24 protein-coding genes, 3 tRNA genes and 1 riboswitch are annotated in these 25,076 nt (G+C 70.7%); of the genes, 18 read left to right on the plus strand and 9 right to left on the minus strand.

Annotation, left to right across the window (positions count from 1 at the left end; genetic code table 11):
* Positions 1–122 precede the first annotated feature (122 nt).
* The 4 genes from cimA to ABZ857_RS14005 all read left to right on the plus strand — a co-directional run bounded on the left by cimA (position 123) and on the right by ABZ857_RS14005 (position 4,260).
* On the plus strand, positions 123–1,697 hold the full coding sequence (gene cimA, locus ABZ857_RS13990; protein ID WP_357042621.1) for a citramalate synthase: 1,575 nt from the start codon (positions 123–125) through the stop codon (positions 1,695–1,697).
* Between the two features lie 392 nt (positions 1,698–2,089).
* Positions 2,090–2,473, plus strand: a complete 384-nt coding sequence (locus ABZ857_RS13995) for a group 1 truncated hemoglobin (protein WP_357042624.1) — start codon at positions 2,090–2,092, stop codon at positions 2,471–2,473.
* Positions 2,474–3,595 (plus strand): globin domain-containing protein, encoded by a 1,122-nt coding sequence (locus ABZ857_RS14000; protein WP_357042626.1) that lies wholly within the window; start codon positions 2,474–2,476, stop codon positions 3,593–3,595.
* Positions 3,592–4,260 carry a DivIVA domain-containing protein gene (locus tag ABZ857_RS14005; protein WP_357042629.1) on the plus strand — a complete coding sequence of 223 codons (669 nt, stop codon included), beginning with the start codon at positions 3,592–3,594 and terminating at the stop codon, positions 4,258–4,260. The genes ABZ857_RS14000 and ABZ857_RS14005 overlap by 4 nt, the downstream gene beginning before the upstream one ends.
* A 37-nt stretch (positions 4,261–4,297) precedes the next feature.
* Here ABZ857_RS14005 and ABZ857_RS14010 read toward each other — a convergent pair whose 3' ends face one another.
* Entirely contained in the window at positions 4,298–5,968 is a 1,671-nt protein-coding gene (locus tag ABZ857_RS14010; RefSeq protein ID WP_357042632.1) for a heparinase II/III family protein, read from the minus strand.
* 363 nt (positions 5,969–6,331) lie between these two features.
* On the opposite strand from ABZ857_RS14010, the gene ABZ857_RS14015 reads away from it, so the two are divergent.
* The gene (locus tag ABZ857_RS14015; RefSeq protein ID WP_357042635.1) at positions 6,332–6,931 is read left to right on the plus strand and encodes an HD domain-containing protein; all 600 of its coding nucleotides are present in this window, start codon (positions 6,332–6,334) and stop codon (positions 6,929–6,931) included.
* Positions 6,932–6,982: 51 nt separating this feature from the next.
* On the opposite strand, the gene ABZ857_RS14020 is transcribed toward ABZ857_RS14015, so the two are convergent.
* A complete protein-coding gene (locus ABZ857_RS14020) occupies positions 6,983–7,375 on the minus strand; it encodes an antibiotic biosynthesis monooxygenase (protein ID WP_357042639.1) in 393 nt (130 codons plus the stop codon).
* A gap of 83 nt (positions 7,376–7,458) precedes the next feature.
* On the opposite strand from ABZ857_RS14020, the gene ABZ857_RS14025 reads away from it, so the two are divergent.
* Both ABZ857_RS14025 and gltX read left to right on the plus strand, forming a co-directional pair.
* Complete coding sequence (locus ABZ857_RS14025) at positions 7,459–8,229, plus strand: fumarylacetoacetate hydrolase family protein (RefSeq protein ID WP_357042642.1); 771 nt, start codon at positions 7,459–7,461, stop codon at positions 8,227–8,229.
* Entirely contained in the window at positions 8,222–9,595 is a 1,374-nt protein-coding gene (gene gltX / locus ABZ857_RS14030; protein WP_357042645.1) for a glutamate--tRNA ligase, read from the plus strand. The genes ABZ857_RS14025 and gltX overlap by 8 nt, the downstream gene beginning before the upstream one ends.
* A gap of 111 nt (positions 9,596–9,706) precedes the next feature.
* Here the strand turns inward: gltX and ABZ857_RS14035 are convergent, their stop codons facing one another.
* On the minus strand, positions 9,707–11,689 hold the full coding sequence (locus tag ABZ857_RS14035; protein ID WP_357042648.1) for a M3 family metallopeptidase: 1,983 nt from the start codon (positions 11,687–11,689) through the stop codon (positions 9,707–9,709).
* 252 nt (positions 11,690–11,941) lie between these two features.
* Here ABZ857_RS14035 and ABZ857_RS14040 point away from each other — a divergent pair.
* The 3 genes from ABZ857_RS14040 to ABZ857_RS14050 all read left to right on the plus strand — a co-directional run bounded on the left by ABZ857_RS14040 (position 11,942) and on the right by ABZ857_RS14050 (position 12,215).
* Positions 11,942–12,013, plus strand: a tRNA-Gln gene (locus tag ABZ857_RS14040).
* Between the two features lie 43 nt (positions 12,014–12,056).
* A tRNA-Glu gene (locus tag ABZ857_RS14045) sits at positions 12,057–12,129 on the plus strand.
* 13 nt (positions 12,130–12,142) lie between these two features.
* Positions 12,143–12,215 (plus strand) — tRNA-Glu (locus ABZ857_RS14050).
* A gap of 403 nt (positions 12,216–12,618) precedes the next feature.
* On the opposite strand, the gene ABZ857_RS14055 is transcribed toward ABZ857_RS14050, so the two are convergent.
* The 3 genes from ABZ857_RS14055 to ABZ857_RS14065 form a co-directional block, all read right to left on the minus strand.
* Positions 12,619–13,332, minus strand: coding sequence for an MgtC/SapB family protein (locus ABZ857_RS14055; RefSeq protein ID WP_357043144.1), 714 nt, complete (start codon positions 13,330–13,332; stop codon positions 12,619–12,621).
* A 110-nt stretch (positions 13,333–13,442) separates the two neighbouring features.
* Positions 13,443–15,146 carry a hypothetical protein gene (locus ABZ857_RS14060; protein ID WP_357042651.1) on the minus strand — a complete coding sequence of 568 codons (1,704 nt, stop codon included), beginning with the start codon at positions 15,144–15,146 and terminating at the stop codon, positions 13,443–13,445.
* A gap of 37 nt (positions 15,147–15,183) precedes the next feature.
* Positions 15,184–15,900, minus strand: coding sequence for an IclR family transcriptional regulator (locus tag ABZ857_RS14065; protein ID WP_079312748.1), 717 nt, complete (start codon positions 15,898–15,900; stop codon positions 15,184–15,186).
* Positions 15,901–16,038: 138 nt separating this feature from the next.
* Between ABZ857_RS14065 and leuC the strand changes: the two genes are divergently transcribed.
* From leuC to ABZ857_RS14100, 7 genes are all read left to right on the plus strand, one after another.
* On the plus strand, positions 16,039–17,424 hold the full coding sequence (gene leuC / locus ABZ857_RS14070; protein WP_357042654.1) for a 3-isopropylmalate dehydratase large subunit: 1,386 nt from the start codon (positions 16,039–16,041) through the stop codon (positions 17,422–17,424).
* Positions 17,425–17,456: 32 nt separating this feature from the next.
* Positions 17,457–18,044 carry a 3-isopropylmalate dehydratase small subunit gene (gene leuD, locus ABZ857_RS14075; RefSeq protein WP_357042657.1) on the plus strand — a complete coding sequence of 196 codons (588 nt, stop codon included), beginning with the start codon at positions 17,457–17,459 and terminating at the stop codon, positions 18,042–18,044.
* Positions 18,023–18,283: a hypothetical protein gene (locus ABZ857_RS14080; RefSeq protein ID WP_079312744.1), complete on the plus strand. Its 261-nt coding sequence runs from the start codon at positions 18,023–18,025 to the stop codon at positions 18,281–18,283. The genes leuD and ABZ857_RS14080 overlap by 22 nt, the downstream gene beginning before the upstream one ends.
* Positions 18,284–18,336: 53 nt before the next feature.
* Entirely contained in the window at positions 18,337–18,633 is a 297-nt protein-coding gene (locus tag ABZ857_RS14085; RefSeq protein ID WP_357042661.1) for an HU family DNA-binding protein, read from the plus strand.
* 263 nt (positions 18,634–18,896) lie between these two features.
* Positions 18,897–20,903, plus strand: coding sequence for a SpoIIE family protein phosphatase (locus ABZ857_RS14090; protein ID WP_357042664.1), 2,007 nt, complete (start codon positions 18,897–18,899; stop codon positions 20,901–20,903).
* Positions 20,904–20,990: 87 nt separating this feature from the next.
* Positions 20,991–21,362 carry a YciI family protein gene (locus tag ABZ857_RS14095; RefSeq protein WP_357042667.1) on the plus strand — a complete coding sequence of 124 codons (372 nt, stop codon included), beginning with the start codon at positions 20,991–20,993 and terminating at the stop codon, positions 21,360–21,362.
* Positions 21,359–22,573 carry a DUF6596 domain-containing protein gene (locus ABZ857_RS14100; protein WP_357042670.1) on the plus strand — a complete coding sequence of 405 codons (1,215 nt, stop codon included), beginning with the start codon at positions 21,359–21,361 and terminating at the stop codon, positions 22,571–22,573. The genes ABZ857_RS14095 and ABZ857_RS14100 overlap by 4 nt, the downstream gene beginning before the upstream one ends.
* A 78-nt stretch (positions 22,574–22,651) precedes the next feature.
* On the opposite strand, the gene ABZ857_RS14105 is transcribed toward ABZ857_RS14100, so the two are convergent.
* Positions 22,652–22,834 carry a hypothetical protein gene (locus tag ABZ857_RS14105; protein WP_357042673.1) on the minus strand — a complete coding sequence of 61 codons (183 nt, stop codon included), beginning with the start codon at positions 22,832–22,834 and terminating at the stop codon, positions 22,652–22,654.
* A gap of 227 nt (positions 22,835–23,061) precedes the next feature.
* Positions 23,062–23,231: riboswitch (M-box (ykoK) riboswitch) on the minus strand.
* Between the two features lie 60 nt (positions 23,232–23,291).
* Positions 23,292–23,840 carry a helix-turn-helix domain-containing protein gene (locus ABZ857_RS14110; RefSeq protein ID WP_357042676.1) on the minus strand — a complete coding sequence of 183 codons (549 nt, stop codon included), beginning with the start codon at positions 23,838–23,840 and terminating at the stop codon, positions 23,292–23,294.
* A 176-nt stretch (positions 23,841–24,016) separates the two neighbouring features.
* Between ABZ857_RS14110 and ABZ857_RS14115 the strand changes: the two genes are divergently transcribed.
* The gene (locus tag ABZ857_RS14115; RefSeq protein WP_357042679.1) at positions 24,017–24,808 is read left to right on the plus strand and encodes an SDR family oxidoreductase; all 792 of its coding nucleotides are present in this window, start codon (positions 24,017–24,019) and stop codon (positions 24,806–24,808) included.
* Positions 24,809–24,860: 52 nt separating this feature from the next.
* Here the strand turns inward: ABZ857_RS14115 and ABZ857_RS14120 are convergent, their stop codons facing one another.
* Entirely contained in the window at positions 24,861–25,061 is a 201-nt protein-coding gene (locus ABZ857_RS14120) for a hypothetical protein (RefSeq protein WP_357042682.1), read from the minus strand.
* Positions 25,062–25,076 lie beyond the last annotated feature (15 nt).

Raw genomic sequence — 25,076 nt, forward strand, 5'->3', positions numbered from 1 at the left:
CGGCTGAAGGACATCGCCGGCGCGCAGACCTCTCACGTCCGTGAGGGGTCTTTTTGTTTGGGCCGGTGCTGGACCGGGTCGGCGCGCGCGGCGAGACGCAACCTCGCGAAGGAGACACAGAGATGGCCGACGATCGTTTCCATGTGTACGACACGACGCTCCGCGACGGCGCCCAGCAGGAGGGGCTGAACCTCACGGTCGCCGACAAGCTGGCGATCGCACGTCACCTGGACGGCCTCGGTGTCGGCTTCATCGAGGGCGGCTGGCCGGGTGCGAATCCCAAGGACACCGAGTTCTTCCGGCGGGCTCAGACCGAGCTCGACCTGAAGCACGCGCAGCTCGCCGCGTTCGGCGCGACCCGCCGGGCGGGCGTGAAGGCCGCCGACGACCCCCTGGTGGCCGCCCTGCGCGAATCCGGCGCGCCGATCGTGACGCTCGTGGCCAAGAGCCACGACCGCCACGTGGAACTGGCCCTCCGCACCACACTGGAGGAGAACCTCGCGATGATCCGCGACACGGTCTCCCACCTGACCGCGGAGGGCCAGCGCGTCTTTCTCGACGCCGAGCACTTCTTCGACGGCTACCGCTCCAACCCCGCATACGCGCTGGAGGTGCTGCGCACGGCCGCGGAGGCCGGGGCATCGGTCGTCGCGCTGTGCGACACCAACGGCGGCATGCTCCCCGACGAGCTGGCCGACGTGGTGCACGAGGCGGCCGGCACGGGGGCCCGCATCGGCATTCACTGCCACGACGACACCGGCTGCGCGGTCGCCAACACGCTGGCCGCAGTGAAGGCCGGCGCCACGCACGTGCAGGGCTGCGCCAACGGGTACGGCGAGCGCTCCGGAAACGCCAACTTGTTCACCGTGGTGGCGAACCTCCAGCTCAAGCGGGGATTCGACCTCGTGCCGCCGCAGTCGCTGCGCGAGATGACCCGCATCGCCCACGCGATCACCGAGGTCACCAACGTCACGCCGAACTCGCACCAGCCGTACGTCGGGACGTCGGCCTTCGCGCACAAGGCGGGCCTGCACGCGTCGGCGATCAAGGTGGACCCGAACCTCTACCAGCACATCGACCCCGCCGAGGTCGGCAACGACATGCGCATGCTGGTCTCCGACATGGCCGGCCGGGCCTCGGTCGAGCTGAAGGGCCGCGAGCTGGGCTACGAGCTCACCGGCGAGCAGTCCAGGCGGCTGGTCGAGCGGGTCAAGGACCTGGAGGCCAGGGGGCACACGTTCGAGGCCGCCGACGCGTCGTTCGAGCTGCTGCTGCGCGACACGGTCGACGGCGAGCACCGGCGATACTTCACGGTCGAGTCGTGGCGGGTGATCGTCGAGCGCCGCCCCGGCGGCGACGTGGTCAGCGAGGCGACCGTCAAGCTCCACGCGAAGGGCGAGCGGATCGTCGCGACCGGCGAGGGGAACGGCCCGGTCAACGCGCTCGACAGGGCGGTGCGGCTGGCGCTGGAGAAGCTCTACCCCGAGCTGGCCGAGGTCGAGCTGATCGACTTCAAGGTCCGCATTCTGGAGGGTACGCACGGCACGGACGCGGTGACCCGGGTGCTGATCACCTCGACCGACGCGACCGGCGAGTGGGCCACGGTCGGGGTGGGCGAGAACGTGATCGAGGCGTCCTGGCAGGCGCTGGAGCAGGCGGTGACGTACGGCCTGCTGCGGGCGGGCCACAGCGCCTGACCGGCGGCGAGTCCCTTCCAGACGGCGGTACGAGTGGTGCTCACGTTGCGGTGGTGAGTCCTGTGGTTTTAGTGACATTTAGTCTAGTTGGTGCTTAGATAGGCGAAGCTCCTGAGGCGGTCTTCGCCACGATCGGCGATCCCGGCCACGGTTCCAGCCTCAGCGCCCCGCTCTGGCTCAACGGAGGGTGAAGGCAAGAAGTACCTGCGCACTGAACCCCGTGCTGTCGCGGCGCCTGCCGTCGGCCTCTGATCTTTCCGTCGGAGGCGGCCGGTGCCGTGAGAGCCGAGCGACCGTCTGTCACTATGACCAGCCGCGTGACTGCACCGAGTCCGAAAACTTTCGGGCCGCAGTCATCCCCCTCGCTGGTTCACCCCGATATGGGAGGGTCTGTGATCACCTCGCCGTCTTATTACGACCAGATCGGCGGCGCACCGGTCGTGCGCGACGTCGTCGACCGCTTCTACGTGCGCGTGCTCGGCGACGACGATCTGAAGCCGTATTTCACCGGTGTCGACATGCCCAGGCTGAAGCGGCACATGGTCATGCTGCTGTGCTCGGTCCTCGGCGGCCCGGAGCCGTACGAGGGCCGTGACCTGGGCGAGGCGCACGCCGGGATGGGCATCACGTCGGATCACTACGACAAGGTGGGCGACCACCTCTTCGCGGTCCTGCAGGACAGCGGCGTGGGCGAGGACATCCTGCGCGACGTCGGCCTCGTCCTCGGCAAGGTGAAGTCGTCCATCGTCGCCGAGCCCATGGAAACGGCCGACTGAGTGGATACGCAGGCTCTCAAGGACAGCTGGCACCTTGTTTCCCGATCGGGCGACCAGGTGCCGCTGTACTTCTACTCGGTTCTTTTCCTGATGAATCCGGACGTGCGGGACATGTTCCCGGTGTCGATGGCACGCCAGCGCGACAAGCTCGTGAACGCCCTCGGGCGCGTCGTCAGCAACGTCGACCGGGTGGACGAAGTCGTCCCGTTCCTGCAGCAGCTCGGCCGCGACCACCGCAAGTTCGGGGTGACCGCCACGCACTACCCCGCCGTCGGCCAGGCGCTGCTCGCCACGCTCGAGCACTTCCTGGGCGACCGCTGGACCCCCGCGCTCGCGCACGACTGGACACAGGCGTACAACCTGGTCGCCCAGGTCATGGTCGAGGCCGCCAACGACTCGTCGAAGGTCTCCCCGCCCTGGTGGGAGGCCGAGATCGTCGGTCACGAGATGCGCACCCTCGGCATCGCCGTCATCCGCGCGCGGCTGAACTACCAGTACCCCTTCCGCCCGGGCCAGTCGGCGTCGATCTCCTACGCCATGCGCCCGCGCGTGTGGCGGTACTACTCGTTCGCCAACGCGCCGCGCCAGGACAACACCATCGACCTGCACGTACGCATGGTCGACGGCGGCGTGCTCAGCTCCGCGCTCGTGATGGGCGCGCGGCGGGGCGACATGCTGCGCGTGGGCGCGGCGGTGGGGGAACGGCTCACGCTCTCCCCGGACGTCCAGGGCGACCTGCTCATGATCGCGGGCGGCACCGGTCTCGCGCCGCTGAAGGCGCTCGTGGAGCAGATCGCCTACGAGGGCCCGACGCGCAGGGTGGACCTCGTCGTCGGCGCCCGGAACTCCAGGGAACTGTACGACTACGAGTCGATGGCCAAGATGGCCGCCGAGCACCCCTGGCTCAACGTCGTGCCGGTCGTCTCCCACGACCCCTTCTACCGGGGCACCCGCGGTTACGCGGTGGACGTGGCGTTGCAGGGATGGCGCGGCCAGCACGTCTTCCTCTGCGGCTCGGAGGAGATGGTCCAGGCCACCGTCGGACGGCTGCTTGACGCCGGCGTGCCGACCGAGCAGATCCACTTCGACGAGTTCACGAGCGACAGAGGTCGGGAGTCATGACGGCGGAGATGCCTTGGGGAAGCCCGGCGGGTGAGCGCCAACCCCTCACCCCGGATCGGGTACGCAAGCAGGAGTTCACGCGCACATCGCTCGGGCGCCGCGGCTACAGCGAGGACGAGGTGCGCTCGTTCCTCTACCGCGTCGCGGAAGACATGGCGGCCAGCGACAAGGAGAAGGCGGACCTGCGGGCGTACATCGACCGCATGAAGCAGTGGTACAAGGAACACGGCCTCAATCCGGAACAGGCGGCCGCTCCGCAGACCCTGAACGTCGACGCCATCAACATCCTGTCCCGCGCCCAGCAGACCGCCGACGCCCAGATCGCGGAGGCGGAGGACTACGCGCGGCGCATCGTGGGCCAGGCCCGCCAGCAGTACGAGGAACTCCTGACGGAGGCGCAGCGGCAGGCGGAGGAGGCCGCCAACCAGGCGGTCGGCGCCTACCGCGCCTCGGGCGCCGGGCTGCAGAGCGTCGAGGCCGAGGAGCTCGAGCGCAGGATCGCCTACCTGCGCACGTTCGCGGACGTCACGCAGGTGCAGTTGCGCGCGATCCTGGAGGGACTGACCCACGAGGTCGACAAGCTCGGCCACGTGCCCGACCAGGCCCAGCAGCTGGCGGGCGGCTCCCTGGCGGGCGGCTCCTCGTCACCGTCGGTGTACGGATAGCCGCCCGCCGGCCTTCGGACGGGGGAGAAGGCCAGGTCTACGACAGCGTGCCGGAGGAGCTCGCGCGCAGCGTGACCGAACCGGCCGGGGTGTGAACGATCAGAGTGCGTCCTGAGCAGGTGACCTCCGGCCGGTCGGTTCCGGGCACCACCACGGTCAGCAACGACTCCGCCACGGGCGAGACGATCACCGGGGCGGGCTCCTTGCGCATGTAGCCCGGTGAGACCCAGCCCTGGTAGGGCGAGGTCTGCCCGCGCACCACCCGCTGGCCGCCGACGGGCCTGCACGACGGCATCGCGAACTGGACGATCGACGCCTTCCACCCGCCGTCGCCCACCACGACCCGCCCGCCCGAGCTGGAGACGACCTTCAGCCCGGGATCGAGGTGCCACAGGTTCCGGAGCTTCCCGCCGCCGCTGTCGAGCACCGCCATCACGTCCTCGTGATGGTTGACCAGCACCGACCGCTTGCGCGGCACGCCGTACGCCCTGTCGGTGAACGTGAACGTCTGCCGGTCCTCGCGCACGGACCTGTCCACCAGCGCGGTGGGGGTGTGCCCGCGGAACTTCCTGCCCACGAGGATCGGCACGTTGTGGGCCTCCGGGCTGAGCGTCCACCCCCGGTACGGCGTGTTCTCGTACGAATGGAAGCCCGCCTCGGTGAGGATCGAGCGGCCCTGGGCGTAGTAGGTCACGCCCATGTGGTCCTCGTGGCCGTGGAACTTCAGCGCCGGCCCGAAGCGGATCGAGTAGTAGGCCGACTTGGGGTCGTTCCAGGCGGTTCGGCCGAAGACGTACCCGGCGTTGAAGACCTGCACGGTCGAGTCGGCGTGGTCAAAAGGGGCCGGCTGGACGTCGGCGGGCCCGTCGCCGATCGGCACCATGTAGCCGTTGGGCTGGGTGGCGGCGCTGATGTGCCGCGGCAGGCTCTCCCAGCGGGTCGCCAGCGCCGCCGGGACCTTCATCTTGCAGTCCTTGATCGTGTCGACCGCCACCCTGAGCCGGTCGTGCACGTAGATGGCGTAGCGCGGCGCCTGCTCGCGCAGCGCGCCCTGCCCGTCGATGTCGAGCTTCATCGACTTCACCATGCGGCCCACGGCGAGGTTCTTCCACTTCGGGTTCCCGTAGCGGCAGCCGATGCGCAGCAGGCCGATGTCCTGGTCGAGCCCGTGGTTGTGGCCGAGCTCGTAGTTCCTGGGGTCGGACAGCAGCTTGGCGTGCAGGGCGAGGCTGTTCTCCAGCCAGTCGGCCTTCACGTACCTGCTCAGGCACACCAGGGCGGGGGCGCGCAACGCGATCGGGTGCTCGGCCCAGGCGTACTTGCTGGTCGTGCGGCCGCCGTACGGGTTGTCCTCGACCCAGTCCCGGGCGATCTCCACGGCCCGGGCGAGGTAGTCCTCCTCGCCGGTCGACTCGTAGTCGGCCACGAGCCGGCCCATCCACCGCAGCGACTGGAACACCATCTGCCAGGACCTGTTCCTGTACGGGTCCATGCGCCAGTCGACGTCCTTGCCCACGGTGACCGCGGGCAGGCCGAGGAAGGCCAGCCTGCCGCTCATGACGTCACCGGAGGTGGGGGTGGCGGGCAGCCAGTCCCCCTGGCACTCCGGTGTGCGGTGCGGGGCCCGTGCCTGGGCGGGCGCGGCCACGGTGAGCGCGGCCAGCGGGAGAGCGGCCACCAGGGAGAGGGCTGAGAGGCGGCGGAACACGCCGGATTCCTTCCGAGATCGAATTGGGGAGCCGCTCATGCTGTCCGAATTCTGGCGATCTGGTCAAGGCGCTCTGGTCACAACTGCACAACTGCTCACAAACATCACTCGGACGCGGGCGGGCGGCGTGCCCACCCAAGGTGTCCGGCACGGTCGAGCGGTGCCCCGGCGGCCGACGGCGAAATGTGGCGGAGCCGAATGTGGCGGAGCCGAATGTGGCGGAGCCGAATGTGGGCGGAGCCGAATGTGGTGAAGGGCCGACGCGCGGGCGGCCATCGAAGGTGGGTCCTCTGGCCCGAATCGTGCGGGAAGTGGCCGTCCGGCCGCTCGCGCCCGGCCGGTCCGCTCTGCGAGCCTGGGGCCATGCCGGCACCGTTCTCAGAGACGTTCCCCGAGACACCCGCCGCGGCGGCCGCGCTGGCCGTGGCCACCCGGTTCTGCCCGCCCGCGCTGCTCAACCACTCGATCAGGTCGTACCTGTGGGGCGCAGGGTACGCCCGGACGCACGGGATCGGCTTCGACGACGAGCTGTACTACGTGTCCTCCCTGCTCCACGACATCGGGCTGACCGAGACCTTCGACAGCCACGAGCTGCCGTTCGAGGAGGCGGGAGGACGGCTCGCCTGGGTCTTCGGCACGGCGGCCGGCTGGCCGCCGGAGCGCGCCGCGCGGGCCGAGGAGATCATCGTCGTGCACATGCGCGACGCGGTCACCGCCTCCGAGGACCCGGAGTCGCACCTGCTGCAGGTCGCCACGTCGTGGGACGTGTCGGGACAGCGGCCCGAGGAGTTCCCCGCGGACGCCCGGGCCGCCGTGCTGGGCCGCTACCCCCGGCTCGGCTTCGGCGCGGAGTTCCTCGCCGTCTTCGAGGAGCAGGCGCGGCGCAAGCCGGGCTGCGCCGCGGACGTCCACGTCGCGGGCGGCGCCGCCGCCCGGATCGCCGCGAACCCGCTCGACGCCTGAACGCCCCCGCTCGCGCCTGGCCGGAGGCGTTCAGGCGTCGACGGGCCCGGCTCAGCCTTCCTGCTTGGGGCCGGTGCTCTCCACGACCTCGAACGTCCACAGCTCGGAGTCGGTCGCGGCCGGGCCGCCCTGGCCGTGCCCGTGGCCCTGCCCGTGACCCTGCCCGTGGCCATGGCCCTGGCCCTGTGCGGCGGCCTCGGCGGCGGCCTGCGCGTGCCCCGCCTGGAACGCCCGGCTCTCCTGCCAGCGCCGGAAGTCCTCCTCGCTGCGCCAGCGGGTGTAGACGAGGTAACGGTCGCTGCCCTCCACCGGCCGCAACAGTTCGAACCACTCGAACCCGTCGGCCGACTCCACCATCCCGGCCCGGTTGGCGAACCGCTTCTCCAGTTCGCGCCGCATCTCCTCGGGCACCGTCAGCACGTTGATCTTCACGACCGAAGGCACATCGACTCCCGTACGCTTGACTCCAGCGGATACCAGGACCACCTTACGTACGCCCACCCGGCGTCCCCCACTAGGCTCGTGACGTGCGTATCGCGAGGTTCTCGATGGGCGATCAGGTCGCCTTCGGCGTGGTGGAAGAGGGCGGGCAGGTCATCGCCCGGATCGGCGGGCACCCGTTCCACGGGGTGGAGTTCACCGGTGAGCGGTTCCCGGTGGCCGAGGTCCGCCTGGTCGCCCCCATGCTGCCCAGCAAGATCATCGCAATCGGCAAGAACTACGCCGACCACGCCAGGGAAATGGGCGGCGAACCCCCGGCGGAGCCGGTCGTGTTCCTCAAGCCCAACACGACCGTGATCGGGCCTTCCGAGGCGATCGCGTACCCGGGGAAGCTGTCGGAGCGGGTCGACTACGAGGGCGAACTGGCCGTGGTGATCGGCCGGCTGTGCCGTGACGTCCCCGCCGAGCGCGCGGGCGAGGTGATCTTCGGATACACCTGCGCCAACGACGTGACCGCACGCGACCTGCAGGCCAGGGACGGCCAGTGGACCAGGGCCAAGGGCTTCGACACGTTCTGCCCGCTCGGCCCCTGGATCGAGACCGAACTCGACCCGGCCGACCTGGCGATCACCACCACGCTCAACGGCGAGGTCAGGCAGAGCGCCCGCACCTCCCTCCTGCTGCACGACATTCCCGCGCTCGTCGCGTACGTGAGCGCGGTCATGACCTTGCTGCCCGGCGACGTCATCCTGACCGGCACGCCCGCCGGGGTGGGCCCGATGTCCGTGGGCGACGAGGTCGGCGTCTCCATCGAAGGAATCGGAACTCTCACTAACCGGGTGATCTCACGTGACTAGGGTGCGCTTCGCCCCTTCGCCCACCGGCATGTTCCACGTCGGCGGCGCCCGTTCGGCGCTGTTCAACTGGGCGATCGCCGAGCAGTCCGGCGGCACGTTCGTGCTGCGCATCGAGGACACGGACGCGGCACGCAACCGGCCGGAGTGGACCGAGGGCATCATCTCGGCCCTCGCCTGGATCGGCATCAACGGCGACTCGCCGCACTTCGAGGGGCCCTACTTCCAGTCCGCCTACGAGCAGCAGCACCGCGAGGCCGCGGCGAAGCTGCTCAAGGACGGCAAGGCCTACCACTGCACCTGCACGCGCGACGACGTGAAGGCCAGGACGGGCTCGGAGCACCAGGGCTACGACGGCCACTGCCGCGACCGCGGCCTGACCGAGGGCGCCGTGCGGTTCCGCACGCCCGACGAGGGCGTGACGGTCGTGGACGACAAGGTCCGCGGGCGGGTGGAGTTTCCCAACTCGGCCATGGAGGACTTCGTCATCGTCCGCGGGGACGGCTCGCCGCTGTTCATCCTCGCCAACGTGGTCGACGACATGGAGATGCGGATCAGCCACGTCGTACGGGCCGAGGAGCACCTGTCGAACACGCCCAAGCAGCAGCTTCTGTGGAAGGCGCTCGGCGCGGAGCCGCCGGTCTGGGCGCACGTACCGGTGATCGTCAACGAGAAGCGGCAGAAGCTGTCCAAGCGCCGCGACAAGGTCGCCCTCGAGTCCTACCGCGACGAGGGCTACCTCGCCGAGGCGATGGTCAACTACCTCATGCTGCTCGGCTGGGGGCCCGGCGACGACCGCGAGATCATGCCGTGGTCGGAGATGATGCCGCTGTTCCGGCTGGAGGACGTGAACCAGGCGCCGGCGTTCTTCGACGAGAAGAAGCTGCGGGCCTTCAACGGCGAGTACATCCGGGCGTTGCCCCGCGAGGTGTTCATCGCCCGCTGCGAGCCGTGGCTCGACCCGTCCTGGGACCGCTCGGTGTTCGACCGCGTGGCCGACCTGGTGCAGACCCGGGTCGCCGTGCTGTCGGAGGTCACCGCCAACGTCGACTTCCTGTTCCTGGACGAGCCCGTCTTCGACCAGGCGTCCTGGGACAAGGCGATGAAGGCGGGGGCGGCCGACATCCTGGCCGGGTACGCCGAGCGGCTTGAGACGGTCAGCTGGGACCCCGAATCGCTCAAGACCGCCCTGGAGGAGGTCGGCCTCGCCCACGGGCTCAAGCTCGGCAAGGCGCAGGCCCCCGTCCGCGTGGCGATCACGGGCAGGACCGTGGGCCTGCCGCTGTTCGAGTCGATCGAGGTGCTCGGCCGTGAGCGCTCGCTCGACCGGGTCCGTACGGCTCTCGCCCGGCTCTCCCAGGCCTCCTGACGCGTGAGCGCCCGTGGGGGCGCCGATAGGGCCGCTGAGAGGGCTTCTGCGTGGCGGGACGGCGCCGGAACATCCCTTTGAGGGGTTCCGGCGCCGTTCGCGTCCTCAGGCTCAGAGGAGGCCGCGGCGGTCCAGCAGCGGGGTGATCTCCGGGTCACGGCCCCGGAAGTCGCGGAACGCCGTCATCGAGTCGACGCTGCCGCCCCGGGACAGCAGGGCCCGGCGGAAGGTGTCGCCGTTCTCCCGGCGCAGCCCGCCGTTCTCGTTGAACCACTCGACGGTGTCGGCGTCGAGGACCTCGCTCCAGATGTAGGAGTAGTAGCCGGCGCTGTAGCCGCTCGCCCAGATGTGGGCGAAGTACATGCTGCGGTACCGGGGCGGCACGGCCGGGAGGTCCACCCCGGCGTCCCGCAGCGCCCGCCTCTCGAACTCCTCCACGTCCCCGTCGCCGTCGTACGCCGTGTGCCACGCCCAGTCGAGCAGGGTGGCGGCCAGGTATTCCAGCGTGGCGAAGCCCTGGTTGAACTTCTGCGTCTCCAGCATCCGGTCGACGAGGTCCTGCGGCATCGGCTCGCCCGTCTCGTGGTGCCTGGCGTACTCGGCCAGGATCTCCGGATGGGTCGCCCACATCTCGTTCACCTGTGAGGGGTATTCGACGAAGTCACGCGGCACGGCCGTACCGGAGAACCGGGGGTGGCGCACGTCGGAGAACAACCCGTGCAGCGCGTGCCCGAACTCGTGGAACATGGTGTTGACCTCGTCGAACGTCATCAGGGTCGGCTCGCCCTTGACGATGTTGAGGTTGTTGACCACCACCGGCCTGGTGCCCTCCAGGCCCGACTGCTTCACCAGGCTGTTCATCCACGCCCCGCCCCGCTTGGAGGCCCTGGCGTGGAAGTCGCCGAGGAACAGGCCCAGCGGGGAGCCGTCCTCGTCGCGCACCTCGAAGACCCGCACCTCGGGGTGGTAGCCGTACAGGTCGGGGCGCTCGTGGAAGGTGACGCCGTACAGGCGCGTCGCCGCGTTGAAGACGCCCCTCTCCAGCACCGTGTTCAGCTCGAAGTAGGGCCGCATGCGCCGGCTGTCGATGTCGTAGCGGGCCTTGCGCACCTTCTCGGAGTAGAACGCCCAGTCCCACGGCTGGATCGGATGCCCGGCGATCTCCTCCAGGTCCGCCTGCTCCTTGCGCGCGTTGGCCACGGCGGGCGGCACGAGCCGGTCGAGCATCTTGGTGACCGCCCGGGTCGTGCCCGCCGTCTGGTCGGCCAGGACGTACTCCGCGTGGTTCTCGTAGCCCAGCAGCCGCGCGCGCTCCCGGCGCAGGGCCGCGATCTCCTTGATCAGCTCGGCGTTCGCCGCGCCCCGCCCGACCGAGGCCCGGTGGATCCGCTCGCGCAGGGACCGGTTGGTCAGCTCGGCCAGGGCGGGCTGGCCGGTGGGCAGGACCAGTGCGATCAGATACTTGCCGTCCAGCCCGCGCTCCCTGGCCTGGTCGGCGAGCGCCTGGATCGCGTCCTGCGACAGCCCGTCGAGTTCGGCCGCGTCCTCGACCACCACCGCCCGCTCGTTGGTGTCGGCGAGCAGGTTCTGCTGGAACGCCGTCCCCAGGGCCGACAGCCGCTCGTTGATCTCCCTGAGCCGGGCCTGGTCCTGCGGGCCCAGCGTGGCGCCCGCACGGGTGAAGTCGGTGAGGTAGCGCTTCAGCAGCCACCGCTGCTCCTCGTCGGCCGCCTCGACCGACTGGATGCGGGCGAAGAGCTTGGCGTTGAGGTGGATCGCGTCGGCGTGCTTGGCGAGCTTCGGCGTGACGTCCTTCTGGATCTCCTGGACACCGGGCGTCGTGTCGGAGGACGCCTGGTTGAAGAACACCGCGGAGACCCGTTCGAGCAGAGCGCCGGACCTCTCCAGCGCCTCGATCGTGTTCTCGAACGTCGGAGGCTCCGGGTTCTCGGCGATCGCCTCGACTTCCGCGAGCTGCTCGGCCATGCCCTGCTCGAAGGCCGGCGCGTAGTGCTCCTCCCTGATCTCCTGGAAGGGGGGCAGCCCGTAGGGCAGGGTGCTCGGGCTGAGGAAGGGGTTCGCGGCCGAGGTCATGGCTGGCGGCTCCTCACGTGGTGCTGGCGTTTGTCCCAGCCTCGCACAGGAGGACCGGACCCTTCACGCGGGAGGACCGGACCCCTTGTACGGGAGGGGCCGGACCCTTCCAGCGGGAGAGACCGAACCCTTCCCCCGGGAGGATCGGATCACGAGATCGCGAGGCACGCCGCAATCGTTTTGGTAGTGGGTCGCAAGCTGGGCTATCCTTTCGGAGTCGCAAGCGGGAGCCGCGAGGCCCCCGCGAGCAGATGGGGTATGGGGTAATTGGCAGCCCGACGGATTCTGGCTCCGTTAGTCTAGGTTCGAGTCCTGGTACCCCAGCTGGATCCCCCCAAGGGATTCTGCTGGAAACAGCGCAGTGCAAGGTCCCGTCGTCTAGTGGCCTAGGACGCCGCCCTCTCAAGGCGGTAACGGCGGTTCGAATCCGCTCGGGACTACTTCACTGCACTCGGCTCCGTCGTCTAGTGGCCTAGGACGCCGCCCTCTCAAGGCGGTAGCGCCGGTTCGAATCCGGTCGGGGCTACATCATCGGGAACCCTCGGCACATCCCCGTGCCGAGGGTTTTCGCCGTGATGGGGACGCCGCGCCCCGCTCATGGCCCGCCGCGCGGGCGCGAATCCGGTTGGGGCCGCCGGGAACCCTTGGCACATCCCCGTGCCGAGGGTTTTCGCGTTTCGAAGGGTGCTGCTGGGGACGCCGCGCCCCGCTCATGGCCCGCCGCGCGGGCGCGAATCCGGTTGGGGCCGCCGGGAACCCTTGGCACATCCCCGTGCCGAGAGTTTTCGCGTTTCGAAGGGTGCTGCTGGGGACGCCGCGCCCCGCTCATGGCCCGCCGCGCGGGCGCGAATCCGGTTGTGGGGCGGGGGTGCAGGCCGATCCTGTCGACCAGCGGCTCCGCCGGCCGCCCAGGGCTGCTTGTGAGGCCTCTAGAAGTGCTGGGCGTTGGCGTCGTCGCAGGAGACGGTGAGCACGCCCTCCATCTCGGCCAGCCTGCTCGTGAGGTCTCCGACCGACCCGGGGCCGTGGATCAGCAGGGTCACCGTGACCGTGCCGCCGTCCTGCCCCGGCCCGGCCTGCTCCAGCGACAGTTCGTCGACCACGAAACGGCGGCCCGTGCACTCGGCCAGGGCCTGCCGCAGCACGCCCCGGCCGTCCGTGTACGACAGGCGCAGCCGCGACTGCGCGTGCTTGGAGCGGGGGAGCCGGGCGGCCAGCGGGGTGAGCCCCAGCATCACGACGAAGTTCCCCACTGTGGCCAGGACCGCCAGCAGCCACAGGCCGGCACCCGCGGCCATGCCGACTCCGGCGGTGAGCCACACGGCGGCGGCGGTGGTCAGCCCCTTGACCGCGTCGCGGCGTACGAAGATCAGCCCGCCGCCGATGAAGCCGATGCCGGAGACGATCTGGGCCGCCACCCGGGACGGATCGAGCACCACGCCGTCTCCGAGGACGTCGGAGAAGCCGTGCTTGGACACGAGCATGAACAGCGCGGCGCCGAACCCCACGAGGGTGTGGGTGCGCAGCCCGGCGCTCTTCTGCCGGATCTCCCGCTCCAGCCCGATGGCCGCCGACAGCACGAGCGCGATGGCGAGGTCCACGGCCTGCTGCCACCACGCCACGGGGCTCACGATGAGTGAGATCGGCGTCACGCGCCCAGACTAAGCCCGCACGCCCGGTTCGGTCACGGCCGCCGCCGTCACAGGGGCGGAGAGGCCGGGTCGGCCGCAGCCGTCCCGGCCAGAACGAGCCGCTAGCGTCCCGACCGCGCCTTGAACAGCGCCCGCTTGGCGGCCTTGACCACCTGCTTGTCCGGGTGGGTCTCGCCGATGAGCTCCAGCAGCTCCTCGATGTGGGGGTGGTGGACCTTCCAGATCACGTCGAGCAGCCCGATGAGCGTCTGCGCCGGGCCGATGTCGTGCAGGCTGGACACGAACTCCGGCCGGCCGAGCCCGGCGGAGATCGTCCACATGTCGAGGATCAGCCAGTGGGTGTCCGCCTGGGTCGGCTCCGGAGCGTCCTCGACGTCCATCTGGGTCAGGTGCGTCGCGGCGTACGGCCGCAGCGAGGGCTCCTTCAGCGCCTCCTGCCAGGCGGGTATGGCGGCCTCGCCCAGCGAGCCCACCAGGCTGGCGGCCTGGACCCGCACGAGGGCGTCAGACTCCTCCTCGGCGGCGGCTTCGAGCAGCTCGGAGGCGGCCCGCGCCGAATCGCGCAGCGCGAGCCAGGCGGCGAACTCCTCGTCGGCCTCCTCCTCGGACATGTCGGCGCTGAACGACAGCAGGTCGAGCGCGGTCATGGCGTCGATCGCGGGCCGGGCGTCGATCTCGATGTCCTCGTCGTCCAGCAGGTGGACGAGGCCCTCCGTGCCGAGCGGCGTCAAGGTCACCGTGTCGCCCTCCACGGTGACCATGCCGTAGCCGGTCAGCCAGGCGAGCACGGAGGCGAGCGGGTCGCCGGCCGCGGCCCAGGCGTCGGCGCCGAGGTCGTCGTACTCCGCCGCGGCCTCGGCCAGCTCCTCGCGCAGCGAGGACACCTGCCGTGTGCCGCCGGCCAGCAGCACCCGGATCAGCAGCGCGCGGGTCAGGCCGGACAGGGCCAGCGTGAGGTCGTCGTCGTCCAGTTCCGGATCGCCGTAGTCGAGCGAGTGGAGGCCGAGCATCCAGGCGTCGAGGACGTCGTCGTCGTCCTCGAAGGGCCAGGCGGCGGTGTCGGAGTCCACGCTGACCGTGTCGTCGCCGTCGGGGGCGAGGAACTCCAGGTCGATCGCGAGGTTCCACAGGTTCCAGATGTTGCGCGCGTCGGGCAGGCCGAGCGTGCGTACGGCCTCGTCCACCTCGGACTCGGTGAGCAGCGTCTCCTCGCCCACCTTGCGGCCGGTGCCGACCCACAGCGCGAGATCGCGGGCCTGCGCGATGAGCGTCACCCGGCGGGCCGCCTCGGCCAGCTCGGTGTCGGGACGCAGCCGGATCGTGGGCAGGGAGCCGATCTCGTCGGCGAACGGCTCGAAGTCGCCGAGGCCCTCGTCGGCCTCGTCCTCGTCGAGCTCGTCCTCCTCCTCGTCCCAGTCGCGTTCGGCGATGGTGTCCTCCATCGCGTCCACGAAGTCGTCCTCGACCTCGTCCAGCTCCGCGAGCAGGGTCTCCAGGGACGCAGAGCCCGGCGAGAGCCGTCCCGTGGAGGACAGGAAGGTCAGGTAGGCCCGGACGGCGGGGATCATGCCGTCCGCGGCGGCGTCGGGGTCCTCGACCACCTGGGGCATGCGCTCCAGCAGGACCGTGCGCAGGTCGCCGCGCTTCCACAGCCCGACGTCGTCGCGGGCGATCAGCCGATGCCACAGGGCGACGGGGCCCACGAGGTCGGGGTCGCTGCCGGGTGCGTTGTCCGGCGCCCAGAGGATGAATTCTTGGAGCAGGGGACGCAGTTCAGCGGCGGCTGCCTCGATGCGGTCTGTCACCCCGCCAGCCTAGGGCTATCGGGACACCGCTCTCCAATCAGTTCGCACGGCGCATGGCTTCGGTTATCCGCTCGGCGGCGGCGACGACGGGCGCGGCGTGCATCCGGCCGGGCGTACGGGTCAGCCGCTCTATGGGGCCGGACACGGAGACCGCGGCGATCACCTTGCCGCCGGCGCCGCGGATGGGCGCGGAGACGCTCGCCACGCCCTGCTCGCGCTCGCCGACGCTGTGCGCCCAGCCCCTCCTGCGTACGCTCGCGAGCGTGGCGGCGGTGAACTTGGCGCCGCGCAGGCCGCGGTGCAGCCGGTCGGGCTCCTCCCAGGCGAGCAGGATCTGCGCGGCGGACCCGGCGGTCATGGGCAGCGCGGAGCCGACCGGCACGGTGTCGCGCAAGCCGCTGGCGCGCTCGGCGGCGGCCACGCAGACCCGCTCGTCGCCCTGGCGCCGGTAGAGTTGAGCGCTCTCCCCGGTGAGGTCGCGAAGCTGGGTGAGCACCGGCCCGGCGACGGCGAGCAGCCGGTCCTCGCCCGCGGCGGTGGACAGTTCCGACAGGCGGGGCCCGAGGATGAACCGGCCCTGCGTGTCGCGGGAGACGATGCGGTGGTGCTCCAGCGCGACGGCCAGCCGGTGGGCCGTCGGCCTGGCCAGACCGGTCGCCTGGACGAGCTGTGCCAGGGAAGCGGGGCCCGCCTCCAGGGCGTTGAGTACGAGAACCGCCTTGTCGAGTACTCCGACCCCGCTAGAGTTGTCCATACCCCGATACTGCCGTCTCGCCATACGAGATGCAAACGCAATGTTGGGAATCAGCAGATACAGTGTCCATATCCCGATATTTCCGTCTCATCATGAGAGACACGACCGGGGGTCTGAACGCGAGGAGGCGTCACAACCATGGGTCGCACACTGGCTGAGAAAGTCTGGGAGCAGCACGTCGTACGCCGTGCCGAAGGCGAACCCGACCTGCTCTACATCGACCTGCACCTCATCCACGAGGTGACCAGCCCGCAGGCGTTCGACGGCCTGCGCATGGCCGGCCGCACCGTGCGCCGCCCCGACCTCACGATCGCCACCGAGGACCACAACGTCCCGACCGTGCTCGGGCCGATCTCCGACCCGGTGTCCCGCACGCAGGTCGAGACGCTGCGCAAGAACGCCGCGGAGTTCGGCATCCGCCTGCACCCGATGGGCGACGCCGGCCAGGGCGTGGTGCACATCATCGGCCCGCAGTTCGGCCTCACCCAGCCCGGCATGACGATCGTCTGCGGCGACTCGCACACCTCGACCCACGGCGCGTTCGGCGCGATCGCGTTCGGCATCGGGACCTCCGAGGTCGAGCACGTCCTGGCCACCCAGACGCTGCCCGCCTACCGGCCCAAGACGATGGCCATCGAGGTCAAGGGCGAGCTGCCGGTCGGCGTGACCGCCAAGGACCTGATCCTGGCCATCATCGCGAAGATCGGCACCGGCGGCGGCCAGGGCTACATCGTCGAGTACCGGGGCGAGGCCGTGCGCAAGCTCTCCATGGAGGGCCGCATGACCGTCTGCAACATGTCGATCGAGGCCGGCGCGCGGGCGGGCATGATCGCCCCCGACGAGACCACGTTCGAATACCTGCGCGGCCGTCCCCACGCGCCCACGGGGGAGGCCTGGGACCGGGCCGTCGAGTACTGGAAGACGCTGCGCACCGACGACGACGCCGAGTTCGACAAGGTCGTGGAGATCGACGCCTCGGCCCTCACGCCGTTCGTCACCTGGGGCACCAACCCGGGCCAGGGCGCGCCGCTCGGCTCCGCCGTGCCGTCGCCGGAGCAGTTCGCCGACCCGGTGGAGCGGGCCGCCGCCGAGCGGGCGCTGGAATACATGGGCCTGGACGCGGGCACGCCGCTGCGCGACATCCAGGTGGACACCGTCTTCGTCGGCTCCTGCACCAACGGCCGTATCGAGGACCTGCGCGCCGCCGCCGAGATCCTGCGCGGCCGCAAGGTCGTCACCCGCACACTGATCGTCCCGGGCTCCATGGGAGTCAAGAAGGCGGCCGAGGAGGAGGGCCTGCACGAGGTCTTCAAGGCGGCCGGGGCCGAGTGGCGCGAGGCCGGCTGCTCGATGTGCCTGGGCATGAACCCCGACACCCTCAAGCCGGGTGAGCGCAGCGCCTCGACCTCCAACCGCAACTTCGAGGGCCGCCAGGGCAAGGGCGGGCGCACCCACCTCGTCTCGCCGCAGGTGGCGGCCGCGACCGCGGTGACCGGCCGGCTGACCGCCCCCGCCGACCTCTAGTCCGCCCGCCACAGTCCCAGGAAGAGATCATCATGGATGCCTTCACCACTCACACCGGCCGGGCCGTGCCGCTGCGCCGCAGCAACGTGGACACCGACCAGATCATCCCGGCGGTCTGGCTCAAGCAGGTCAGCCGTACGGGCTTCGAGAAGGGCCTGTTCGCCGCCTGGCGCGAGGACTCGTCGTTCGTGCTGAACGACCCGGCGTACGCGGGCGCCTCGATCCTGGTGTCCGGGCCGGACTTCGGCACCGGCTCCTCGCGTGAGCACGCCGTCTGGGCCCTGCAGCAGTACGGCTTCCGCGTCGTGATCGCCTCGCGGTTCGGCGACATCTTCCGCAACAACTCGACCAAGATGGGCCTGCTGCCGGTCGTCCTGCCCGAGGACGTGGTCGAGCGCCTGCAGGACGCGGCCGAGGCCGACCCGAAGACGGAGATCACCGTCGACCTGGTGGAACGCCAGGTGCGCTCGGGCGATCTGACGGCGTCGTTCGAGATCGACGACTACACCCGCTGGCGGCTGATGGAGGGCCTCGACGACATCGGGCTGACCCTGCGTCACGCGGACGCCATCGAGGAGTACGAGAATGGACGGCAGCCATGGCTGCCGACGACCGTCTGAACGATCCTCAGACCGGAGATGAGCTGCTGGCGCGGCGACTGCGTGATGCGCATCGCCGCGTCAGAGCGTTAGCCTTACCACAGGAGGAGCAGGCCCGCCTGGCGCGACGGCTGCTTGCTATCTGTGACGTGGCAAAGCGGGACATAGCCCATGCGGCCGCCCGGCTGGACGCCTTCATCGCCTATCTGGACGGCACATTCGACACGCCGAGCAGGCGAAACATGCCCCCCGGTGATTGAAGTCCCGCGACCTCGTCCCCTAATTTCAAGCGCGTAAGGGGGAGGAAACCGAAATGAACAAGAAAGAACTCGTCGACGCGATCACTGATCGTGTCGGTGACAAGAAGACGGCGACCGAAGCCGTCAACGCCGTCCTCGACGCCATCCAGCGCGCTGTCGCGAGCGGGGACAAGGTCTCGATCACCGGCTTCGGCGCCTTCGAGATGGTGCACAAGCCGGCCCGTACGGCCCGCAACCCTTCCACCGGCGACCCGATCAAGGTGGAGGAGAGCTGGGCGCCCAGGTTCCGCCCTGGCGCGGACTTCAAGGAGCAGGTCAACGCGGGTGGCAAGGCTGCCAAGAAGAAGTAGCCGGCTCCACCCGCACCAGTGGACGGCGCTCGGAGCCCCCGGGCGCCGTTCGTCGTTGTATGCCCGGTGCCGCCCGTCGCGCGAGCGCCGTTGCCACACTCCCTGACCTGCGCAAACATGTGTAATCTCCAGGTAGGCGAGTCGCGGGGCGCGCATGCGGGGGACCCGCCGACCGCATGCGCACGGTTCGACCGGGGGAAGATGCAGTGCAAGTCGGCCAGGAACCTGAGACGCCGGCCGGCCGGGGAAGTCGGTTCGGCAGGGTGGCTGTGGAGGTGTTCGACCGGGCGCCGGCCGGGGTCCTGGCAACGCGAGGGCAGGACCATCGGCTGGCGTACGCGAACGAGGCCTTCCGGGCGATGTTCGGGGACCGGGCGATCGGGGTGCCCGTCCGGGAAGACCTCCGCGACGTCCTCGGGCAGGACGTCCTCGCCGTGCTCGACGAGGTCCGCACGACGGGGAAGGCGGTGCGCCTCGACGAGGTCTCCATGACCGTGGACCGGAGCGGCGGGCCACGCGAGCGTCTGTTCCGGATGAGCCTTTCCAGGATTCCCCTCCAAGGCGGCGAGAGCGGACTGCTGGCGGTGATCCAGGAGGTCACGGCGCAGGTCGCCGCCACGCGGCGGATCCACGTCATGGAGAAGGAGCTGCGCCGCATCGGGAGCCGCTACCAGAGCATGTTGTGGGTGGACGCGCACATGGTGTGGGTGACCGGCCCGCACGGCGAGGCCAGGGAGGTGAGCCAGGGCTGGCAGCGGCTGACGGGACAGACGGCGGAGGAGAGCCGCGGCCACGGCTGGCTGCGGGCTTTGCACCCCGAGGACCGCGTGCCCGCCGAGGAATCGTGGGACAAGGCCACCGAAGAGGCGGTCTCGCTCTACGAGCAGATCTACCGCGTCCGCACCCGCGACGGCGCCTACCGGCACATCCGGTTCCGGGCGGTACCGGTGCACGAGGACGGCGCGCTGGTGGAGTGGGTGGGCGCCTCCACCGACGTCGAGCAGGAGTGGCAGGAGGAGCGCCGCCGCCGGCTGCTGGACCGCGCCGCGGGCGCGGCGACCGACATCACCAACCTTGAGGAGATGTGCCAGGCGCTCGCCGACGTGATCGTGCCGGAGCTCGCCGACTCGTGCCACGTCTACCTGCTCCCCGAGTCGAGTGGCGGCCTCCCGCACGCGCCCATCGTCACCGAGCGCGTCGCCTCCGCCGTACGTGGGGGATTACCGAGACTGCCGACACGGCGCAAGGAGTATCACCCCGTCGACGGCGCGCTGGTGCGCGCGGTACGGCGGCGCCGCCCTGTCCACATGTCCTTCCCCGCGGGCCGTCCTTCGTTCCCGTGTCCCGAGGCCGTCAGGACGTGGATGGCCGAGATCGGATCGCACAGCCTGGCCCTCCTGCCGCTCGTCGTCGAGGGCGAGGTGGCGGCCGTGGTCACGACCGGCGCCTGCGGGGACCGCCCGCCGATCGCGTCCGACGACGTCCGGCTGATGCGGGAGATGCTCGACCAGACCCACGACGCCGTCAGCAAGGCCCTGCGGTTCCGCCGCACCCAGAGGGTGGCGCTGGCCCTGCAGCACAGTCTGCTGGCCGAGCCGCCCCGGGTCCCCGGCCTGGAGCTCGCCGCCCGCTATCAGGCGAGCCCGACCGCGGCCGAGATCGGCGGGGACTGGTACGACGCTTTCCTGCTGTCCTGCGGCGCCGTCAAGCTGGTCATCGGAGACGTGGCCGGGCACGACCTCGCCGCCGCCGTGTGCATGAGCCAGGTGCGGAACATGCTGCGGGCGCTCGCCGTCGACCGCGACGAGTCCCCGGGCGACGTGCTGCGGCGTCTGAACGGCGCCCTGGAGACCCTGAACGGCGAGAGCACGGCGACCTGCGTCCTGACCCGCCTCGAAAGGGACGACGAGGGCGTGTGGCAGCTGGCGTACTCGGCGGCCGGGCACCCGCCGCCGTTGCTGGTGACCGGCGAGGGGGAGGGCCGCTTCCTCCAGAACGCGGGCAACCCCCTCCTCGGCCTCTACCACGACCAGCCGTGGATCAGCGCCGTGGAGCCGTTGCCGCCGCGCAGCACCCTGCTGCTCTACACCGACGGCCTCATCGAGCGGCGGGGAGAGGACCTCGGCGACGGGCTCGAACGGTTGCGGCGGTGCGCGGAGCCCCTCGCCCGCGAACCCCTGGGCCGGTTCTGCGACGAACTGCTCACCGGGATGCCGGTGACGGGAGAGGACGACGTCGCCATGATCGCGCTGCGCGTGCCGGTTTTCTGACGCCGGGACATGTCAAGACGGCGGCGGCGGCTCCGACCAACCGGTGGAAGGGCCCGGCGGGGGCTCGCGAACCACGAGGAGAACGAGATGAAGTTCCTGATCGGCATGCACATCAACCCGGCCGTGCTGGACGCGCTGACCGACGAGGAGAGGGCGGCGATCGGAGAGGGCCACGGCAGGTTCATCGAGGCGCTGAAGCAGTCCGGCGAGCTGATCACCACGCAGGCGCTGGCCGACCCGTCGCAGGCCGCGGTGGTGTCCGTGCGCAACGGCCAGCCGGTGGTCACCGACGGCCCCTTCCTGGAGTCCAAGGAGTATCTGGGCGGCTTCTACCTGATCGACTGCGAGAACAAGGAGCGGGCGATCGAGCTGGCCGCGCGGATCCCGGACGCCGCGATCGAGGGTCTCGGGATCGAGGTGCGGCAGGTCATGTTCGCCGACGGACAATTGGAGGCATGACAGCACCGGTCATCGAGGACCTGCTGCGTGAGCTCACGCCGCAGGTCCTCGGCGCGCTGGTACGCCGGCACGGCCGGTTCGAAGGGTGCGAGGACGCCGTGCAGGAGGCCGTCCTCGCCGCCGCCGTGCAGTGGCCGGATGAGGGAGTGCCGGACAACCCCCGCGGCTGGCTGGTGACCGTCGCGTCCCGGCGGCTCATCGACCAGATGCGCAGCGACCACGCGCGCCGCGAGCGGGAGTCGGCGACGGCCGCCGTCGAGGTGACGCCGGAGGACGTGCCGGACACCGACGACACGCTCGTCCTGCTGTTCCTGTGCTGCCATCCCACGCTGACCGCGGCCTCCCAGATCGCCCTGACGCTGCGGGCGGTCGGCGGCCTGACCACCGCCGAGATCGCCCGCGCGTTCCTGGTGCCGGAGGCCACGATGGCGGCCAGGATCAGCCGGGCCAAGCAGCGCGTCAAGGCCGCCGGCAGCTCGTTCAGCCTCCCGGACGGCGCGCAGCTCCAGGAGCGGCTCCGGGTCGTCCTGCACGTGCTCTATCTGATCTTCAACGAGGGCTACACCGCCTCCTCGGGCAGCGAGCTGCACCGCGCCGATCTTGCGCACGAGGCGATCCGGCTGACCAGGATGGTGCACGCCCAGCTGCCCGAGGACGGCGAGGTGACCGGGCTGCTCGCGCTGATGCTGCTGACCCACGCCCGCCGGGAGGCCCGTACGACGGCGGCCGGCGACCTGGTCCCGCTGGACGAGCAGGACCGTACGAAGTGGGACCGCGCGCTGATCGACGAGGGCACCGCACTGGTCAAGGCGTCGCTGGCGGGCCCGGCGCTGGGGCCCTACCAGCTGCAGGCCGCCATCGCCGCCACGCACGCCGACGCGGCCACGGCCGAGGAGACCGACTGGCCGCAGGTGCACGCCCTTTACCTGATCCTGGAGCGGATCGCGCCCAACCCGGTGGTCACACTCAACCGGGCGATCGCGCTCGCCGAGACCGAGGGCCCACCGGCCGGGCTGGCCCTGCTGTCCACTCTGGACGGTGACGAGCGGATGGCCGGGCATCACCGGCTGCTGTCCGTACGGGCGCATCTACTGGAGAAGGCCGGCGACTTGGCCGGGGCGTACGAGCACTACCGGCGCGCCGCGAGGTCCACCGCCAGCATCGCCGAGCGGCGCTACCTGGAGTCCCGGGCCAGCCGGGTGAGGACATAGATTCCGCCCCGCCGCGGGCCCCGCCGGACGCTCGCCACGGCATCGCGCCGCCGGCGGGCGCCCGGAGCCCGGTTCATCTCACATTCCCAGCAGGTGCCGGAGAACCACCAGCCCGATCTCCAGGCCGACCTGCAGGCCGATCCCCGCCTCGGCGGAACCCACCAGCGCGAGGGCGAGTGGCATCAGGACGGGGAACAGGACACGGGCCGTCCGGGCCAGGATGTGCGGCAGCGCGAACGGAACGGAAATCGTGATCGTCATGACGGACCTCCTGTCTCGTGCCGGACGTCCGGCACGGATGAGAACCCGTCACCTGGCCTGACAGCGGGCGGCGGCCGCCTCGACGACGCCGGAGCCTCGCGTCGTGCCGGGGAAGGTGACGGGATGGGACGGTTGTGGACTACTGCCGGAAGTCATCCCGACCACCTCCTCACGGTCGTGCGGCGACACTCATGGCACGGCAGATGCCCGCCGGTGGCGCCTGTCGATTCGCACCCCTCACGTAAGAGCTTTGGCACTGCGCGGCGTGATCCCTCGGAGGGAAGCCACCTGGGGTCACCCCTTAAGCCGGGGAGACCTGTCCTGACCCGGGACGTCTCTCGACGAGGAGGGTCAGTGGCCTGTGTCCGCGCAGACGCCTCACCGAACGAGGTGCCTGCCCCTCCAGTACACCTCCGGTCGGGGCACCGGGTCAAACCCGCCCTGGTCAGGGGACAGGTCAGGCGATGACCGGCGCGGTGGGGGAGCCGAATCCGCGCAGCAGGGTGTCCACGACCCGGGTCGCGAGTGCCTCGGCGTCCCCGCCCGCGGACGCCGCCTCCGCGGCGGCCTCGTGGATGAGGGCGTAGTAGACGCGGCGGGTCCAGTCGAGGTCGGCGTCGGCACGCAGCACACCCGCCTCGCGGGCCCGGCGGAACAGCCGCTCGCAGTCGTCGCGGATCTCGGCGTGCACGCGGGCGGCCTCGGGATGGGCGTCGTCGGCCGTGCGGTTCATGGCGAACCACCAGTCCGTCTTCACGCGCAGGACGTTGGCGGTGACCTGGTAGAGCGCGACGAGAGGCGGGGCGGTGTCCGCGCGGGCCGATTCGACGGCCTCGGCGAACTGGCGGGCGGCCCAGCCGGTGAGCTCCTCCAGGAGCGCCTCGCGGGTGGCGAAACGACGGTGGACGGTCGTGCGGGCGACTCCGGCCGCCTGGGCGACCTGCTCCATGGTCGCCGCCGGATTGGCGGCGAACACGCGCTCGGCCGCCTCGAGGATCGTCCGCACCGTCCGCTCGGAATCGGCCCGGAGCGGACGCTTCCCCTGTCGCGAAGACTGCTGGGCTGTCGTCACCGCTACATGCTACCGGAGGGCTCCAGTTAACCCAGTACTTGCAACAAGTGTGTCGCGAGTAATAGTGTTTTCGCGTCATCGAAGTCGCGACTAGTGCGGAGGGATTCGGCATGGACATGGGACTCAAGGGACGTACGGCGCTGGTGACGGGTGCCAGCCGCGGCATCGGGCTGGCGACCGTCGCCGCGCTCGCCGCGGAGGGCGTCCGCGTGGTGGCGGCGGCGCGGAACGTCACCCTGGAGCTGAAGGAGACCGGCGCGATCGCCGTGCCGGTGGACCTCTCGACGCCCGAGGGCCCGGCGCACCTGGTCGAGCGCGCGGTCGCCGAGCTGGGGGAGGACCTCGACCTGCTGGTCAACAACGTGGGCGGTGGGGACCCCGGTGCGAACGCCGTCCGGGGATTCCTCGGCTTCGCGGACGACGAGTGGCTCTCGTGGTTCGAGCTCAACTTCTTCGCCGCCGTCCGCACGACCCGCGCCGCGCTGCCCGGCGTCCTGCGCCGCCGCGGCGTGATCGTGAACATCTCCTCGAACGGCGCCCGCATGCCGCACGCCGGCCCGGTGCCGTACACCACGGCGAAGGCGGCGCTCACCGCGTTCGGCAAGGCCCTGGCGGAGGAGTTCGGGCCGCAGGGGGTGCGGGTGAACACGGTCTCCCCCGGCCCGGTCCGCACCGCGCTGTTGGAGGCGCCCGGCGGCTACGGCGCCGAGCTGGCGGCGGCGCTGGGCGTGCCGCACGAGCAGTTGCTGGCCGGGCTGCCGGCCCAGACGGGCATGACCACGGGACGGCTGGTCGAGCCGGCGGAGGTGGCAGCCCTCGTGACCTACCTCGCCTCGCCGCACGCGGCGAGCGTCAACGGCGCTGACCTGGTGATCGACGGAGGAGCGATCAAGACGGTCTGACGCGCCGGTTTGTCGGAAACCCAGGGTGCCGGGAACTCAGGGTGCCGGGAACTCAGGGTGCCGGGAATGTGGAGAGCGTCACGTAGGTGACGCGGCCGTCCGCCATGACGAGGGCGACCCGCTGGCCGGGGCGCAGGTGCCGCAGCGGTCCGGCGTCGAACGCCTCGCCGTCGAACGGGACCCGGGTGCCGTCGTCGAGGAAGACCCAGCCCGAGCGGCTCGCGGGGTCGAAGCTCTGCACCGTCGCCTGCACGCCGCCAGCCTACCG

This window comes from Microbispora sp. NPDC046933 (assembly GCF_040644635.1).
GTDB lineage: Bacteria > Actinomycetota > Actinomycetes > Streptosporangiales > Streptosporangiaceae > Microbispora.

What these genes read in the sequence shown, in the direction of transcription:
- ABZ857_RS14095 (WP_357042667.1), top strand. Translation starts at nt 20,991, where the DNA reads ATGAAGTTCCTGATCGGCATGCACATCAACCCGGCCGTGCTGGACGCG.
- ABZ857_RS14005 (WP_357042629.1), top strand. Translation starts at nt 3,592, where the DNA reads ATGACGGCGGAGATGCCTTGGGGAAGCCCGGCGGGTGAGCGCCAACCC.
- ABZ857_RS14100 (WP_357042670.1), top strand. Translation starts at nt 21,359, where the DNA reads ATGACAGCACCGGTCATCGAGGACCTGCTGCGTGAGCTCACGCCGCAG.
- ABZ857_RS14080 (WP_079312744.1), top strand. Translation starts at nt 18,023, where the DNA reads ATGGCTGCCGACGACCGTCTGAACGATCCTCAGACCGGAGATGAGCTG.
- leuD (WP_357042657.1), top strand. Translation starts at nt 17,457, where the DNA reads ATGGATGCCTTCACCACTCACACCGGCCGGGCCGTGCCGCTGCGCCGC.
- ABZ857_RS14035 (WP_357042648.1), bottom strand. Translation starts at nt 11,689, where the DNA reads ATGACCTCGGCCGCGAACCCCTTCCTCAGCCCGAGCACCCTGCCCTAC.
- ABZ857_RS14065 (WP_079312748.1), bottom strand. Translation starts at nt 15,900, where the DNA reads ATGGACAACTCTAGCGGGGTCGGAGTACTCGACAAGGCGGTTCTCGTA.
- ABZ857_RS14085 (WP_357042661.1), top strand. Translation starts at nt 18,337, where the DNA reads ATGAACAAGAAAGAACTCGTCGACGCGATCACTGATCGTGTCGGTGAC.
- leuC (WP_357042654.1), top strand. Translation starts at nt 16,039, where the DNA reads ATGGGTCGCACACTGGCTGAGAAAGTCTGGGAGCAGCACGTCGTACGC.
- cimA (WP_357042621.1), top strand. Translation starts at nt 123, where the DNA reads ATGGCCGACGATCGTTTCCATGTGTACGACACGACGCTCCGCGACGGC.
- ABZ857_RS14015 (WP_357042635.1), top strand. Translation starts at nt 6,332, where the DNA reads ATGCCGGCACCGTTCTCAGAGACGTTCCCCGAGACACCCGCCGCGGCG.
- ABZ857_RS14115 (WP_357042679.1), top strand. Translation starts at nt 24,017, where the DNA reads ATGGACATGGGACTCAAGGGACGTACGGCGCTGGTGACGGGTGCCAGC.
- ABZ857_RS14105 (WP_357042673.1), bottom strand. Translation starts at nt 22,834, where the DNA reads ATGACGATCACGATTTCCGTTCCGTTCGCGCTGCCGCACATCCTGGCC.